The organism is Pseudomonas sp. LBUM1664 (assembly GCF_059695895.1).
The window spans coordinates 3,575,903-3,591,645 of record NZ_CP166791.1; the positions used below are offsets into that span (position 1 = coordinate 3,575,903).

14 protein-coding genes and 1 pseudogene are annotated in these 15,743 nt (G+C 59.5%); 8 read left to right on the forward strand and 7 right to left on the reverse strand.

Going from position 1 to position 15,743, the window contains the following annotated elements:
* Positions 1-51 precede the first annotated feature (51 nt).
* The 7 genes from ACA047_RS16565 to ACA047_RS16595 are packed head-to-tail and all read left to right on the forward strand — an operon-like array spanning position 52 to position 6,346.
* Positions 52-729, forward strand: coding sequence for a thermostable hemolysin (locus tag ACA047_RS16565; protein ID WP_497351053.1), 678 nt, complete (start codon positions 52-54; stop codon positions 727-729).
* Positions 719-2,200 carry an AMP-binding protein gene (locus ACA047_RS16570; protein ID WP_497351055.1) on the forward strand — a complete coding sequence of 494 codons (1,482 nt, stop codon included), beginning with the start codon at positions 719-721 and terminating at the stop codon, positions 2,198-2,200. The genes ACA047_RS16565 and ACA047_RS16570 overlap by 11 nt, the downstream gene beginning before the upstream one ends.
* Positions 2,197-2,871 carry an iron-containing redox enzyme family protein gene (locus ACA047_RS16575; protein WP_497351057.1) on the forward strand — a complete coding sequence of 225 codons (675 nt, stop codon included), beginning with the start codon at positions 2,197-2,199 and terminating at the stop codon, positions 2,869-2,871. The genes ACA047_RS16570 and ACA047_RS16575 overlap by 4 nt, the downstream gene beginning before the upstream one ends.
* Positions 2,858-3,667 carry an SDR family oxidoreductase gene (locus ACA047_RS16580; RefSeq protein ID WP_497351059.1) on the forward strand — a complete coding sequence of 270 codons (810 nt, stop codon included), beginning with the start codon at positions 2,858-2,860 and terminating at the stop codon, positions 3,665-3,667. The genes ACA047_RS16575 and ACA047_RS16580 overlap by 14 nt, the downstream gene beginning before the upstream one ends.
* Entirely contained in the window at positions 3,664-4,308 is a 645-nt protein-coding gene (locus tag ACA047_RS16585) for a tetratricopeptide repeat protein (protein WP_497351061.1), read from the forward strand. The genes ACA047_RS16580 and ACA047_RS16585 overlap by 4 nt, the downstream gene beginning before the upstream one ends.
* 11 nt (positions 4,309-4,319) lie before the next feature.
* On the forward strand, positions 4,320-4,982 hold the full coding sequence (locus tag ACA047_RS16590; protein ID WP_497351063.1) for a response regulator: 663 nt from the start codon (positions 4,320-4,322) through the stop codon (positions 4,980-4,982).
* Positions 4,979-6,346 (forward strand): sensor histidine kinase, encoded by a 1,368-nt coding sequence (locus ACA047_RS16595; protein ID WP_497351065.1) that lies wholly within the window; start codon positions 4,979-4,981, stop codon positions 6,344-6,346. The genes ACA047_RS16590 and ACA047_RS16595 overlap by 4 nt, the downstream gene beginning before the upstream one ends.
* 89 nt (positions 6,347-6,435) lie before the next feature.
* Here ACA047_RS16595 and ACA047_RS16600 read toward each other — a convergent pair.
* From ACA047_RS16600 to ACA047_RS16630, 7 genes and pseudogenes are all read right to left on the reverse strand, one after another.
* Positions 6,436-6,601, reverse strand: a pseudogene (locus ACA047_RS16600) (MFS transporter); the annotation flags it as partial.
* 85 nt (positions 6,602-6,686) lie between these two features.
* The gene (locus ACA047_RS16605; RefSeq protein WP_497351067.1) at positions 6,687-7,130 is read right to left on the reverse strand and encodes an HIT family protein; all 444 of its coding nucleotides are present in this window, start codon (positions 7,128-7,130) and stop codon (positions 6,687-6,689) included.
* A gap of 168 nt (positions 7,131-7,298) precedes the next feature.
* Positions 7,299-9,353, reverse strand: a complete 2,055-nt coding sequence (locus ACA047_RS16610; RefSeq protein WP_497351069.1) for a 2Fe-2S iron-sulfur cluster-binding protein — start codon at positions 9,351-9,353, stop codon at positions 7,299-7,301.
* A 236-nt stretch (positions 9,354-9,589) separates the two neighbouring features.
* Entirely contained in the window at positions 9,590-9,952 is a 363-nt protein-coding gene (locus ACA047_RS16615) for a response regulator (RefSeq protein WP_497351071.1), read from the reverse strand.
* Positions 9,949-12,132 (reverse strand): PAS domain-containing sensor histidine kinase, encoded by a 2,184-nt coding sequence (locus ACA047_RS16620; RefSeq protein WP_497351073.1) that lies wholly within the window; start codon positions 12,130-12,132, stop codon positions 9,949-9,951. Before ACA047_RS16620 ends, ACA047_RS16615 begins: the two co-directional genes overlap by 4 nt.
* A gap of 249 nt (positions 12,133-12,381) precedes the next feature.
* Positions 12,382-13,167, reverse strand: a complete 786-nt coding sequence (locus ACA047_RS16625; RefSeq protein ID WP_497351075.1) for an SDR family NAD(P)-dependent oxidoreductase — start codon at positions 13,165-13,167, stop codon at positions 12,382-12,384.
* Positions 13,168-13,239: 72 nt separating this feature from the next.
* Positions 13,240-14,850: an ATP-binding response regulator gene (locus tag ACA047_RS16630; RefSeq protein ID WP_497360394.1), complete on the reverse strand. Its 1,611-nt coding sequence runs from the start codon at positions 14,848-14,850 to the stop codon at positions 13,240-13,242.
* Between the two features lie 101 nt (positions 14,851-14,951).
* Between ACA047_RS16630 and ACA047_RS16635 the strand changes: the two genes are divergently transcribed.
* On the forward strand, positions 14,952-15,596 hold the full coding sequence (locus ACA047_RS16635) for a LuxR C-terminal-related transcriptional regulator (protein WP_497351077.1): 645 nt from the start codon (positions 14,952-14,954) through the stop codon (positions 15,594-15,596).
* Positions 15,597-15,743: the final 147 nt, after the last annotated feature.

Consider the following 15,743-nt stretch of genomic DNA (forward strand, 5'->3'; position numbering starts at 1 on the left):
AGAAATGGCTCGGATACTCCTCCCAAACCTATTGAGGGAGGCGTTCTGCCCATGCCCGTTGTCAACTGGAACATCCCCCTGCCCCTGCACTTCGGCCAAGCTGACACGCCGCCGATGACCCTCTCGACAGCCTTGTCGGGTGACGCGCAGCGGCCGACGTTCGAAGCGTTCATCCAACAACGCTTTCGCAAGGCCCACGGGGCCGACATCCGTCATTTCATGCCGCAGCTGTTTGGCCTGAGCAATGCCGACAACGAGCTGTGCGCCGTGGCCGGGGTGCGTATGGCTTGCGACGAACCCTTGTTCCTGGAGCGCTACCTGGACGAGCCGATCGAACCCTTGATCGGCGCCGCCGCTGAGCACCCGGTGGATCGCGCCGGCATTGTCGAGGTGGGCAATCTGGCCGCCAGCGACACCGGCAGCGCGCGAATGAGCATCGTCGCCATCACTTATTTATTGGCCATGGGCGGCCTGGAATGGGTGGCGTTCACCGGCAACATCGGTTTGGTCAACAGCTTCCACCGACTCGGTCTGAAACCGGTGACCCTGTGCGCCGCCGACCCGGCGCGGCTGGGTGACGAGCGCCACAGTTGGGGAAGCTACTACGAGAGTAAACCCTGGGTACACGTAGGCAACATCCGCGCTGGTTTCATCCATTTGCGCAACATCGGCCTGTTTGCCCGGCTGGGTTTACCGTCATCCATTGAGGGCATCAGCCATGTCGCCTGAACTGGCGCGTTTCCGGCAAATCCTGCGTAGCCATGCCGAGCGTCACACCCGTCGCATCGCCCTGTGGGGCGATCACCTGAAACTTGATTACGCCACGCTGTACGCCGAGGTGGTGTACCGCCAGCAACGTCTACGAGATGAACAGGCGTCAGTCATCGCGTTGGCGCTAGACAACGGTGTCGAAGCGATGCTCTGGGATCTGGCTGCATTGTTCGAAGGCCTGGCCTGCGTGACCTTGCCCCCCTTCTTCAGCCCGGCCCAACGTGCCCACTGCCTGGAGCAAAGCCAGGCGCAACGGGTCATCGCCGAGCCGGAGCTGGAAACCGAGTTGCTCGCCGCCGGCTATGAAAAAAGCGGCGAGTTCTGGCGCCGCACGTTCACCGGTCCGAATCGGATGCCCGCCGGCACCGCCAAACTGACCTTTACCTCAGGCACCACCGGAACCCCCAAAGGGGTATGCCTGAGTGCCGAAAGCCTGCTGCAAGTCGCACGGGAGCTGAATGAGGCCAGCAAACCCGCCGACCCGCAGCATCACCTGGCTCTGCTGCCGCTGGCGATCCTGTTGGAAAACCTCGGTTGCTATGCCGCGCTGTATGCCGGCGCCACGCTGAGCGTACCGAGCCAGAAAGCCCTGGGCATCCTTGGCGCCAGCGGGGTCGACATACCCCGGCTGCTCGCGTGTTTGGCCAGCCGTGCGCCCGAAAGCCTGATTCTGGTGCCACAGCTACTGCAGATACTGGTCAGCGCTGCTGAACAGAAAGCCTTCGTCACACAAAAATTGCGCTTTGCCGCCGTGGGAGGCGCGCGGGTCTCGGAGAGCTTGCTGCACCGCGCCCAACGCGTCGGTCTACCGGTCTACGAAGGTTATGGTTTGTCCGAATGCGCCTCGGTGGTGTGCCTCAATCGGCCCGACGCCAGGCGCCCGGGCAGCGTCGGCCAGCCCCTGCCCCACATCCAGATACGACTGGCCGACGACGGCGAAGTGCTGATCAAAGGTTCGACCCTGCTCGGCTACCTCGGGGATACCCCCTATACCGAACAATGGTGGCCCAGCGGTGACCTCGGCGAGTTTGACTCCGAAGGTTTTCTTTACCTCAAAGGCCGCAAGAAACACCAGTTCGTCACCAGTTTCGGACGCAACGTCAACCCGGAATGGGTCGAGGCCGAACTGACCCAGCGTCGGCACATCGCCCAGGCGTTTGTCTACGGCGAAGCGCTGCCTCGCAATCACGCGCTGTTGTGGCCCCATCGACCGGACTGCACCGACGCAGAACTGGCCGCCGCCGTGGCTGAGGCCAACGAAAACTTACCCGATTATGCCCAGGTGCATCTCTGGACACGCCTGCCGCAACCGCTCACCGCCGCCAACGGCCTGCTGACCGCCAATGGCCGCCCGCGACGCGACGCCATCGTCGCGATGTACCACACGCAACTGACTGCATCCGACCATTCCGAGGAATTCGCATCATGATGTTTTTCGACGCCCTGCAAGAAGCCACCAAAGAAGAACGCCACGCGCTGTTCAACTTGCCGATCATCCGTGACGCCCTCGAAGGCAAGGTCAGCCTGGAGAGTTACCGGGCGTTTCTCGCCCAGGCTTATTACCACGTGCGCCACACCGTGCCGCTGATGATGGCCTGCGGCACACGCCTGCCAAGCCACCTCGAATGGCTGCGTAAAGCGGTGTGCGAGTACATCGACGAAGAATACGGTCACGAGCAGTGGATCCTCGACGATATCGTTGCCTGCGGCGGTGACCGCGATGCCGTGCGTAACGGCCAGCCCTCGTTGCCAATCGAACTGATGGTCAGCTTTCTGTACGACCTGATTGCCCGGGGCAACCCGGTGGGGCTGTTCGGCATGGTCAATGTGCTGGAAGGCACCAGCGTCGCCCTGGCCACCCACGCGGCGGGCAGCATCCGCGAACACCTGGCGCTGCCAGAAAGCGCCTTCAGCTACTTGAGCTCCCATGGATCGCTGGACATCGAGCACATGCAGACCTACCGCGGCCTGATGAACACACTCGATGACCCGGCGGATCAGGCAGCGGTGATCCATGCCTCGAAAGTGGTGTACCAACTCTATACCGACATGTTCCGTGGTTTACCGCGGGGCTCGGAGGTTCAACATGCAGCTGCGTGACGCCCGTGTGGTATTGACCGGCGCCAGCGGTGGTATCGGTCAGGCCATCGCCAGTGCACTGTGCGCCGCTGGGGCCCGGGTGTTGGCGGTGGCGCGGCATCAGGAATCACTGTTGCCGTTGCTTGAGCGCTATCCCCAGAATCTGTACTGGGTGGCCGCCGACCTGACGCTCCCCAGCGACCGGCGCAAGATTCTGGCCGCCGCCACCGGCCTGGACGGCATCAACCTGTTGATCAACGCGGCCGGCGTCAACCACTTCGCCATGCTTGAACACCTTGATGACAGCGACATCAACGCGATGCTGGCCGTGAATATCAGTGCGCCAATCTGCCTGACCAAACTGCTGCTGCCGCTGCTCAAGCAGGCCGACAGTGCCATGGTGGTCAACGTCGGTTCGACCTATGGCTCCATTGGCTATCCCGGTTATGCCAGCTATTGCGCCAGCAAGTTTGCCCTGCGCGGTTTCTCCGAAGCCCTGCGCCGGGAACTGGCCGACACGCGGGTCGGCGTCCTCTACGTCGCCCCCCGCGCGACTCGTACCACGATGAATAGCCCCGCTGCCCAGGCGCTGAACGATGCACTCAAAGCCAACGTCGATGATCCGCAAGCCGTGGCCAGCGCGGTGATCCACGCCATTGCCGGTGACCGTCGCGATCTCTACCTCGGTTGGCCGGAGCGCTTCTTCGTGCGCCTCAACAGCCTGTTGCCCAATCTGGTGGACCGGGGGCTGCGCAAGCAACTGCCGCTGATCCGCCGCCTGAGTCAAAAACCTGAAAACGAGCACCAAAAACCATGAAAAAACTTCTCGCCGGCGTGCTGCTAGTCGCCTTGGGTCAAAGTGCCTGGGCGCTGGACACGGTTGACCAGCAACGCCTGATCGGCATCCAGCAAAGCTGGGCGCACATTCAATATGAAACGCCGGAAAAACAACGCGAGGCAGCCTTCGAGCAATTGGCGGCGCAAGCCTCAACCTTCACCCGTGAACGCCCGAACCTGGCCGAAGCCTGGATCTGGTCGGGCATCGTCACCAGCAGCTGGGCCGGAGCCCAGGGCGGACTTGGCGCCTTGAGCAAAGTCAAAGACGCCAGGACCGACCTGGAAAAAGCCATGACCCTCGACCCCAAAGCCCTGCAAGGTTCGGCCTACACCAGCCTTGCGGCGCTGTATGACCGGGTGCCCGGCTGGCCGATCGGTTTCGGGGATGCCGACAAAGCCGAACAACTGCTCAAGCAAGCGTTGCAACTTAACCCCGACGGTATCGACAGCCTGTACTTCTGGGGTGATCACCTTTACCGTCAGAAGCGCTACGCTGAAGCCCAGGGCGCGTTGCAAAAAGCCCTGAGCGCCGCGCCACGTCCCGGGCGTGAGCTGGCCGACGCCGGAAGGCGCAAGGAAATCGAGGCACTATTGATTGACGTGAACAAGAAACTCAACTGACAGGAGCCCGTGTGCGTTTATTACTGATCGAGGACGATGTGGCGCTTGGCGAAGGCATTCATCAGGCCCTGGGGCGCGAAGGTTATACCGTCGACTGGCTCAAGGACGGCAAGAGCGCCTTGCACGCCCTGCTCAGCGAAACCTTTGACCTGGCCGTGCTCGATCTCGGTCTGCCGCGCATGGACGGGCTCGAAGTACTGCGCCGCCTGCGCGATAGCGGCTCCAACCTGCCGGTGTTGATCCTCACTGCCCGCGATGCGACCGAAGACCGCATCGCGGGGCTGGACGCCGGTGCCGACGACTACCTGATCAAACCGTTCGACCTGGCCGAACTCAAGGCCCGCTTGCGCGCCCTGCTGCGGCGCAGTGCCGGACGCGCACAAATGCTGATCGAACACGCTGGTATCAGCCTCAACCCCGGCACCCAACAGGTCAGTTATCTGGGTAAGCCTGTGGTGCTGACGCCCAAGGAATATCAATTGCTGCACGAATTGCTCTCGCCCCCAGGTCGTGTCATGACCCGTGATCAGCTCATGCAACTGCTGTACGGCTGGAACGAAGAAGCCGAAAGCAACACTCTTGAGGTGCACATCCATCACCTGCGCAAGAAGTTCTCCACCGACCTGATCCGCACCGTTCGCGGTGTGGGGTATCTGGTGGAGGAAAGTCGATGACCTCGATTCGCCGCCGCACACTGACCCTGATCATCGGCCTGATGCTCGCTGGGCTGGCAGTGATCAGCGTGCTCAACCTGCACGACAGCAATCATGAAATCGCCGAGGTTTATGACGCACAACTGGCACAGAATGCCCGTCTGCTGCAGGGCGTGATGCATATGCCGCTGGCGAGCAAGGAACACGCCGATCTGTATCGGGCGTTCAACACCGCATTGGGCGAAGCAATGCCGCGGGGTGACGGCCATCCTTACGAAAGCAAAATCGCCTTCCAGGTGTGGAATACCCAGGGCGAAGTGATGGTGCATACCGCCAGCGCCCCCTCCTTCAGAGCACCGCCGGACCAACCTGGTTTCAGTGACGTGGTGGATTTGAACAACCGTCACTGGCGAGCCTTCGTTCTCAAAGACAAACAAAACGGCCTGAACATTTGGGTCGGTGAGCGTGATGACGTACGGGCGGACCTGGTCGATCGCATCGTGCGCCATACCCTGTGGCCGAACGTGCTGGGCAGCCTGATTCTGGCGACAATGGTCTGGCTGGCCATCGGCTGGGGGCTCAAACCGTTGGCGGATATGGCATCGACCCTACGCGCGCGCCACAGTGGCTCGCTGGAGCCACTGCAACTGACACCCCTGCCCAGCGAACTGGAACCGATGCAGGCGGCGCTCAACCGCATGCTTGCGCAAATCCAGGACGTACTCGAACGCGAACGGCGCTTCATCGCCGACGCAGCCCACGAAATGCGTACCCCTCTGGCCGTGCTGCGGGTGCACGCGCAAAATCTGCTGGAAGCCGGCACCGAACATGAACGACGCGAATCACTTGAACACCTGATCGCCGGCGTTGACCGTGCCAGCCGACTGGTCAACCAATTGCTGACCATGGCGCGTATCGAACCGAAAACCGGGGCGCACATAACGCCACTCATCGATCTGACCGCCACTGTCCGAGAAAGCCTGGTTCAGCTGACCCCTTGGCTTTTGAGCAAAGGGCTTGAACTGGTGTTCGATGCCAGCGACGAAATCGAACCGGTCAGGGTGGACCCGGCAGACATCCACATTGCCGTGAACAACTTGGTGACCAACGCCGCCAACTTCTCCCCTGCTCAGGGACTGATTACGGTGCGCCTGGCCAAAAACAGCAATCACTATGAGCTATCTGTCGAAGACGAAGGCCCGGGAATCGACGAATCGGAGTCCAATCGGCTCCTCGAGCGCTTTTACAGCCGCGGAAATGATCAAGGTGCCGGATTGGGACTGGCCATCGTAAAAGCCATCGCCGATCGGTTGGGGGGGCAAGTCAGGCTGGAAAATCGCCTCCCGACAGGCACGCGCGCTACGTTAGTGATGGGCCATGTCTGAAACCAATTGACCCCTCAGCTCTTTTTCAGGACGCTCTCGCCGGCATTGCTGGGCAGTCGCAAGACATCGACCAGACCCAACAGCCCCAAGACGGCTATGCCCAGCAGGTAGGCGGTGATCCCGAGGTTCATGTCGGCCAGGCTGACATCAAAATCCGAAGCCATCCTGGGCAATGACCGTGGCATCCAGGTTCTCCATGAAGAACGTTACGGCCACGACAAAGGCTATGAGCCGGGTCTGCAGGCTGATGCCCAACCCGGCTTGCGCCGTTGACGCTGAAACTCGATCAATCACCGCCACTGTCCTTAATTAGCCACGAGGTTGGGTGCTCCTGTCAGTGTTAGTCCATTGAACCGACTCGCTCAACCAAGCGTGCCTGCAGAATTTTGAGCGCCTCGGGATCGGTTTTCCCCCGTCCATGTGCGCCCGGCTCTTCGCCCTCCCAACGAGGGATGATGTGCACATGAATGTGGTAGACCGTTTGCCCGGCCGCAGCACCATTGAACTGCGCGACCTGCACACCGTCCGGCTGCAACTCATCCACGAGGACGCGAGTGAGCCGCTGCACGGCAGACATCATCGCCCCAAGGACAGCGGGCTCGACATCAAGAATATTTCGAGCCTGGGACGCCTTGGGAATCACAAGGACGTGGCCGCGAGATTGAGGAAAAATATCCAGAAAGGCCAATACATCGGTGTCTTCATAAATCTTGTACGACGGCGCGTCGCCGCGAATGATTAGTGCAAAGATGTTCTGCGGATCGTAATGGCCGTGGAGGCTCATGATCATTCCCTTAAGTAGCGTTTAGAGAAATTGGCTGCCAGCAAGCTGGCGTCGACCGATCAGAACATTTAGCACAAACGAAGCCTCAGTGCCCGAGTCAGCGAGAGCACGCGTAATAGTCAGCGGCTGCATCCGGCCTGACTGGATGCCCCCTGATCTGCCAACCCCTTAAACCTCCAGCACCAGCGGCTCACTGCCCTGCGCGGGCACTGCGCAACAGATCAGTACCTCATCTTCGGCCAACGGCTGCGCCGGCGCATTCAGGTAATGCACCTGGCCACGGCTCAAGCGGGTTTTACAGGTGCCACAAGAGCCGCCGCGGCAGCTGAACTCCGGACTCAGGCCGCGCGCCTCGGCCAGTTCGAGCAGGGTTCCACTGCCCGGCTCCCAGCGTGCTTCCTTGGCCGAGGTGGCGAACAAGACTTTCACCGCCTCGCTCGCCGCAGGCACTTGCTGCGCCGCTGGCACGCTGACTTCGATATCACGGACCAGCGTGGACGGGCCGAAGGTTTCCGCATGAATGCGCTCGTCAGGAATGCGCAGCCCCCGCAGGCCGTCATACAGCGCTTGGGTAAAACTGCCCGGCCCACACAAGTAGTAATCGTAGTCGTTGAGTGGAAGCAGTTTCTTGAGCAGCTCCACATCGATCCGGCCCGTGGTGTCGTAACCTTTGCCCGCACCCGCCTCGGTGGACGGTTGGCTGACCATGCGCAGTACCCGCACCTTGTCCCCGGCGCGAGCCACCAGCGCGTCGATTTCCTCACGAAATGCCAGATCGGCCACCACACGCGCGCTTTGTACCAGCCAGACCGGACGCAGGCGATTGATGCGCAGCCCCTGATAAACCACCTCCCGCAACATCGATAACAGCGGGGTAATGCCAACACCCGCCGCCAGGAGTACCAACGGACGCCGCTCGGTGGCCTGAACCGTGAAATGCCCTTGAGGCGCACGCGCTTCAATTTCGTCCGCCACCTGGATCTGATCATGCAGGTGCGAAGACACCGAACCCTCGCGCTTGACGCTAATGCGCAGGAAATCATCCGACGGCGCGCTGGATACGCTATAGGTCCGAATCACCGGCGCTTTCTGTCCTTGCAGCAAAACCCGCACGGGCAAGTGCTGTCCGGCTTCAAACCTGGGTAAACCAGCCCCATCGGTCGCTTGCAGATAGAAAGAGCGAATGTTGTGACTCTCATCCACCACGCGAGTGACCCGCAGCGGCCGCCAGTGGGTACGCAGAACTTCGGCCTGCAGGCGTTCAGCGACTTGCTCCCAACTCCCGGTCATCCATGAATTGGGCGAGTCACCCTCGTTCTGCTTCTTCCAGCGCAACGGGACCGCTGCCTGGCGGTAAACGATGCGCTGCGGCGTGAAGCGCAATAGTCGTTCAGCGCCTTGGAACGCGGCAATCTCGGGGGCGTCCAGCAGCACCTGCGCCGAACCGCTCATTTGCAGAAGGTCGCCAGTCTGAAAGTCGATAAACACAAGTCCTGCACGCGGATTCAGCAGGATGTTGCCCAGCGTGTTGAAGAACAGGTTTCCGGAAAAATCCGGAATGGTCAGCGTCCCGTCTTCATCCATGCGCACGAAACCGGGCTTGCCGCCACGGTGGGATGCATCGACCTGCCGCTCGTCATCGCGCTCCACATAGGTTGCGACATAAAACGAATCGGCCTGTGTGATCAAGCGACGTATCAGCGGGTCTGTCGGGGCCAATTGGAGGGCCGCGGCGGCCCGCTCTTCGACAAAGGTGTACTGGCGCAGATTGATGTAGCGCGGGCAATTGCCGTAGGCCTGACGAACCGAAATCTCGAGCCCATGGTCGAGCAGACGGCGCACATTGCCATTCATGCGGTTACGTCGACGGGTGTGCAGCTCGATACCCAACATACCGATGGCATCCCCCTCGCCCATGCCCTCCTGAGCCGGGTCGCTCGGCTGCGGCTCGAGGTTGATGTGCAAGGTTTGCGGGTCGGGCGAACTCATGAAGCCGGGCTGCCCCGTGCGCAGGGTCGCCCACACGTCTCCTTGGCGATCCACCGCACCCAATACCACAAAGGGCAGTTGGGCATAGAACTCACGGTGCTGGTCCGGCATCCACGTCCGTGACATTTGCCGCTGGCCGACGCTGGCCATCATGTCCACCGCCCCGACGGAGCGCTGCAACGCCAGCTCGCCTTCATGCCAGGGCGAGGGTTGTGGTTTCGAGGCTACGTCCATCAGCTGCTCCTCGCGCTCGCGGCATTGCAGTCTGTGCCAGTGCGCTACGGTTAGGGGGCTGCGCTACGCCTCTTGCAGAGGAGTGCATTGCAGGTGGGGCTATGTTCTTCCCAAAGCGACTAAGGAGGAATAAGCACAAACTGCAATCCACTGTTTCATAAAATGGAATGGCCGCGCCCAGAGACACTGGCGCGAGAATCTCCAGAGCGAGGTAGAAGGCCGTCCACAGCTGAATGTCAACGCGTCAGGGCAAGCGCCATTTTTTGCTGCAAAGCGCTTTGCAAAAACGGTTTATGCAGCACAGGGCATTGGGCAAATTCACTCGGCAACCCGCTGGCGCCGTACCCAGTGCTGAATAGAAATGGAATGGCGCGAGCGCGCAGAATGTCGGCAACCGGGAAAACACGCTCGCCGGCCAGGTTGACGTCCAGAATGGCCAGGTCGACCTCCACCACACTGGCCATTTCACGCGCTGCGGCGAGCTGGGCCACTGATGCCACCACTTGGCATCCGAGCTCCTCCAGCATTTCCTCAATCATCATGGCAATCGCGCCTTCGTCCTCGACAACGAGCACCCTGATTCCAACAAATGGGGTCATGCCTCGCTCGCTCGGATAAAAAACGCGAAGCGGCAGAAGGCGCCCTCCGGGGCGAAGCCAAGGTCAAATTTGCCACCCAGGTCGCGCTCGATGCAGCGCTTCATCAGCCGAGAGCCCAGCCCTTCGCGTTGCGGCTCAGACACCGGCGGTCCACCTTGCTCGCGCCAGTCCAGGGTCAGCAACGCTCCGTTCGATTGCGGTTGCACGGTCCAGGTCACTGAAAGCGTCCCTGTCTCGACTGACATTGCGCCGTATTTAAGCGCGTTGATCGCCAGTTCATTGAGGGTCATCGTGAGATTGAGCGCTACTCGGGTACTGACGTCGATAGGCACACCCTCGATCAAGATCCGCCCAGGTTCGTGCCCAAATACCGGCATCAGCACTTCATGGGCAAGGGCGTCCAGGGGGGTATGCCCCCAATGCCGCCTCGTCAGAAGATCGTGGGCCCGAGACAACGCCAGAAGCCTTGATTCGAAACGTTGGTAACCGTCTTTCGCGTCCTCTGCATTGCGCGCCGTTTGGGCGGCCAAGGATTGCACAGTGGCCAAGGTGTTCTTGACCCGATGATTGAGTTCGTCAATCAAGGTTTTCTGCCTGTCCTCCGCCTGCTTTCGCTCGGTGATGTCTACAAGCATATTGATCGCGCCCACCAACTGACCATCGGCGTCATGGAGCGGTGTGGGACAGGCAGTGAACGGCACACGGCTACCGTCGGGCCGCTCTGCGACAGCCTCGACACCTCTAATCGGCCGGTTTTCCTTCAAGGCCTGCGCCATTGGGCATTCTTCGTGGGGAAGCGGGCTGTCGTCGGTGTTAAACAGCTTCCAGGTCACACACCACATATCGCCTAATTGAGGCGTTCGACCCGACAACTCGACAGCCGCCCGATTGAAGAACGTGATGCGGCCTTCAGCGTCGGTCGTATAAACCGCAGCCGGCAGCGCCTCGAGAAGATTGCGCATATGCCGCTCGCTTTCGCGAATCTGGCTCTCCATCCGCTGCGCCAGCGTGACGTCCTGAATCACTCGCACGCCATAGCGGAACCCGCCACTAGGGTCTCGCACAGACGAACTGTGCATGTCCAGATAGACAATCTCGCCATCAGGCTTGAAAGCGCGCTTGCGAAGCACATACTTATCCAGTTCGCCGGCAACCTGGCGCGCGTACAACACAGCGTCCTGCTCGGCGCTGTCCGGGTGGGTATAGTCCGAAAAATTCATTGCCAGAAGCTGTTCGCGGGACCGGCCCAACATGTTGCAAATGGCGTCATTCACACGCAGCAGACGACCGTCGATGCCGACCTCGGCAATACCTACCGTGGCCGCCTCGTACGTAGCCGAAAGCCTGTCGTCGCTCTCTTGGCGCGCTGTCTCAGCCGTATGGACACAGGTCACATCGACCGTGAAGCAGCGCGTGTTGAAGAGCTTACCGTCTTCAAAACGCCCATTGGACGTGATCGTGACATGCTTGATCGAACCGTCTTTGGCCTTTAAACGCGCCGGATAGCTTTGCAGACAATCGCCGCTGCCCAGTTTATTGAGGATGTCGCCAATAACCGGCGCATCCACATGAAACTCCGTAATGTGGCGGCCAATATATTCGTGCGCCGAGTAGCCCAAGAAGGACAGCTCAGCCTTATTGGCACGCAGGATAACGCCCTCGCCACTCACAATGTGAAGGCCCACGGCGCTATTTTCGAAGAAGTCTTCCAGGTCGGCACTCTTGCGCCGAAGTTCCTCGGCCATGGCGTGGTGCGCCGAGACGTCCTGGAAACAATTGATCGCGCCTTCAATGGCCCCCCGCCGATCTCTAAGGGCCCGGATATTCATCAGCGCCACGAACCGTGACCCATCCGGACGCTGGATGATCACTTCTTGATTGCGCGCCGCGACGCCTGCGTTGAGCGCCAAGGCCGTCGGGCAGTCGTCAAAAGCCAGCGGCGTACCGTCCGTCAAAAAAATCCGATGCGAGCCGCAGAAACGGTCTCCGTTCTGCCCCAGTACTGGCGTTCTTCCCCACAGCTCGGCCGCTTCACTGTTGTACCTGACAAGCCAACCCTCGCGATCGCAGAGGTAAACCGCACCAGGAATGGCATCAAGCGCACTTGTTCCTATCGAAATTAAACTTTCGTACTCGCTCGGCGCCAGGGTTTCCCTGGGAAGCTCTTCAATGTTTGACATGACTTAATCCTCAATCCGCCCGGCTGAAACGCCCTTGCTGTCCATCGACCCAGAATTATTCTCCTGAGTCGGCAATCCCAGCTCGGATAAATCCTTTTAAATGTAGCTACGGATACTTTTCATAAAACTACAATGCTGGAGTCTTGATCCCGATTCGCATTGCGAGTTCATAAAAACTCAGCGTCTCGTAACCTTTGGTTCGCACATCCAGGCAGGCTCAAGCATTTTCTGGCGAGTATCCATGGCACTCTAACGACCGCCAGGCGCCTTATTCTCCAAGAGGCAATTGCCACCATCGATCACTAGCAACTCCCCAGTAATGTAGCTCGACTCGGGTGATGCCAGGAAAGTAACGGCTGCAGCGACCTCTTGCGCACGGCCCGCCCGACCAACGGGAACGTACTTCGCTGCATTGAGCTCTTCAGGCGTGCTCGAACCGGTCGCAATCCATCCCGGCGCCACCGTATTCACGGTAATCCCATCGCGGGCGACCTCAAGGGCCAGGCTCTTGTTCATCCCCACCATACCCGCTTTGGCCGCTGCGTAAGCGGCTTCGCCCGGATTGCCGACTCGCGTACCCGTGGTGGAGCTGACGTGAACGATACGGCCGTAACGCCGGCTGCGCATCCCCGGCAAAACGCCGCGCGTCAGCAGAAAGGCCGTGGTCAGGTTCCGGGCGATAGAGAGATTCCAGGTTTCAACACTCATGTCCGCCAAATCGTCCGAGGGTTCCGGCTGGCCCTGAGCGGTCAGGCCGGCATTGTTTACGAGAATATCGATCCGTCCCCATACCGATTCAGCCCAGGCGACAAGCGCCAGAACTTGCCCCTCATCCGTGAGGTCTGCGGCACGTCCTTCTACCTCAAATCCTGCCGCACGCAGCTCAGCCACTCGGTCAAGGATGCGAGCGCTGCTGGCCGTGACGATCAATTTCACGCCCTGGCTGCCCAGATGTTTCGCAATCGCGAGACCAATCCCTCGCTCACTGCCCGCCCCGCTGACCAACGCTACCTGCCCGTTCCATTGCGAAACCATCGAATTTGCTCCCTCGCTACGTGATGAGTCGTCGATGACTCATGCTGGCATGATTGATCGTCAACCCACAGATTAGTAGGCCTGTTTGGCGAAGTTCTTGGTCAGGTCGAGCAAGGTCGCCCGCAACTCCGGAGGCCGCACGGGCTTCGCCAGGATTGAAATATTCATATGATTGAGCGCGTGGCGAATTCTTTCGATCTCATGACCGGTCATGATCATCGCGGGCACTTCCCAGCCACGCTGTTCGCGAATCGCTGCAATGCATTCGGAGCCCGAGACCTTCGTACCCAGGTCGAAGTCGGCAATGATGATGTCGCATTCGCTGGTCACGCCCACTCCATCGCTGTGGGTTTCGACCTGGCACCCCCATCTTTCCAATAGCGCAGACGTCGCCATCAGCACGTTGGCGTCATCCTCGACCAGACACACCCGTAACCCATGCAAACGATTTTGCGTGGGCGCTGGCCTGTCCACCACGGCCCTTGGCGCCACCATTTCCAACCCTTGGATCATGGCACGAGTGCCCTTGCCGAGCCTGGAGTGCAACTGGATATCCAAACTGATCAGATGACTGATGCGCTTGACGATGGACAGTCCGAGCCCCAGGCCTTCAACGTCCTTGTCGCGTACGTGGCGCACACGGTAAAACTCTTTGAACACCTCGGGTAAATGCTCGGCGGCGATGCCACGGCCCTTGTCATACACGACGATGGCCAGGCCGCTTCCTCTTGGACGCACGCCGATCAATACCGGTTGGCCTGAAGCGTACTTGAGCGTATTGGAGACCAGATTCTGCACCATGGTGGCCAACAGGCCGGCATTGACATTAACCCAGTGCCGACAAGGCCGCAGACGCAGTTCGACCCCCGCCCAGCGCGCCGCCTCGGTGTTTTGTTTGACGACGTCCTGTAGCAACGCGCCCAGATGCACGGGTTCGGATTGCGGTTCAAGCTGCCCGTTATCGAGCGTGTAGATGTCCAGGATCGAACGAAACAGCTGTGAAACGATATGCAGCGAGCGATCAATGTTGTCGACCAGGCGTAACTCTTCCGTACCCAGTCGGGCATCGCGCAAGCAGGCAGTGAACAGCCCGATTGAGTGGATGGGCTGGCGCAAGTCATGGCTGGCCTGGGCCAGGAACCGGGATTTTTCCTGATTTGCGGCAATTGCCTCTTCCGAAGCGATGCGGGTGCGCGTCAACAAGATATGCGCGTAAGCAGGAACCACGATGGTGGTCACAATCAACATCAGGAACATGTAGGGCTGGCCACGCCAGAACGGCGTGAGCAGGAAAATCATCACCAGCATCGCCAGCGCGATCAGCGTCGCGGCAGCCAGATAGCGCGAGCCGAAGCGCATACCGTTACCCAACGTTACCCAAAGCAAGGCGGCGTATACCGGTAGCGCGCCCTCCCCACCCACGACCATGGCGAAAGCGATACCCGAGTAGTCGTGCGTCATAGCAAAGAGCCGACGCCAGAAAAAGTGCCCTGGCCAGCGCTTGATTGCCATACGCAGTGGAACCGCGACGCTGATGAAAAAGGCCATGTACCACATGATAGGTACATAAGTCGCGAAGTCACTGGAGGGAAGACAAGCCACCACAACGATATAGAGTGAGGCGCAGGTACTGACCGTCAATCTCAATGTCGCTTGATCGAGCTCGCTGTTTTTTTCTGTCATATTCATTGTGTTATCCCAACATGAAAGATTGTCTCAGCCCTGAAACACAGCAGTACGTTTAGGTTACGATGCGCGGACTTGAAGATCAGGAGATCTTGAGCATGACGTGCAGAGTAATAGTGGCCGATGACCATCCGTTGTTTCGCGAGGGCATGCTAAGAACCATTGAACGACTTCTGCCCAATGCCACGATAGAACAAGCGGGTAACCTTGACGACATGCTGGTGCTCGCGCGGTCTGGCGTGGAGATTGATTCGCTGATTCTCGATTTGCGCTTTCCCGGCATCAAGTCATTGCAAGTAATAGGCCAATTACGCAACGAGTTCAAACGCACCTCGATCATTGTGGTTTCAATGATTGATGACATCGATATTATTTCCCAGGTCATGTCACTGGGCGCTGACGGTTTCATCGGAAAGAATGTCGACCCCGCAGGTATTGCCGAAGCCATCATGGCGATTCGTGAAGGCGAAGTGGTTGTTAAATACCACTCGGAACATTCGATCCTGAACGAGTCAGACGCGCTTTCCCAATTGACAGCCCGCCAACGACAAGTGCTTGCCCTCATCGCCGCAGGCAAAACCAACAAAGAAATAGCCAAAGAACTTGGCATTTCCCCCTTCACTGTTCGCATCCACGTTTCCAGCTTGCTCAAAGCCCTGGATGTTCCTACTCGTGCCGCTGCCGCGGCTCAATTTTCCAACTTTCCAGTCAGTAGCGGATGGCCAGAAAAAAATAATACCTAAACCGTATATCGGCCCCAACATCACAGGAACATTCAGCTTTCCCACCCTCACCAAAGCCATAGCACACTTGTACTATAGCGTCAGCCCGCCTTGGCGCCCTACGCTATGGACGCTCCACAAAAGGCTGACGCAAGCAGCCAACACTAT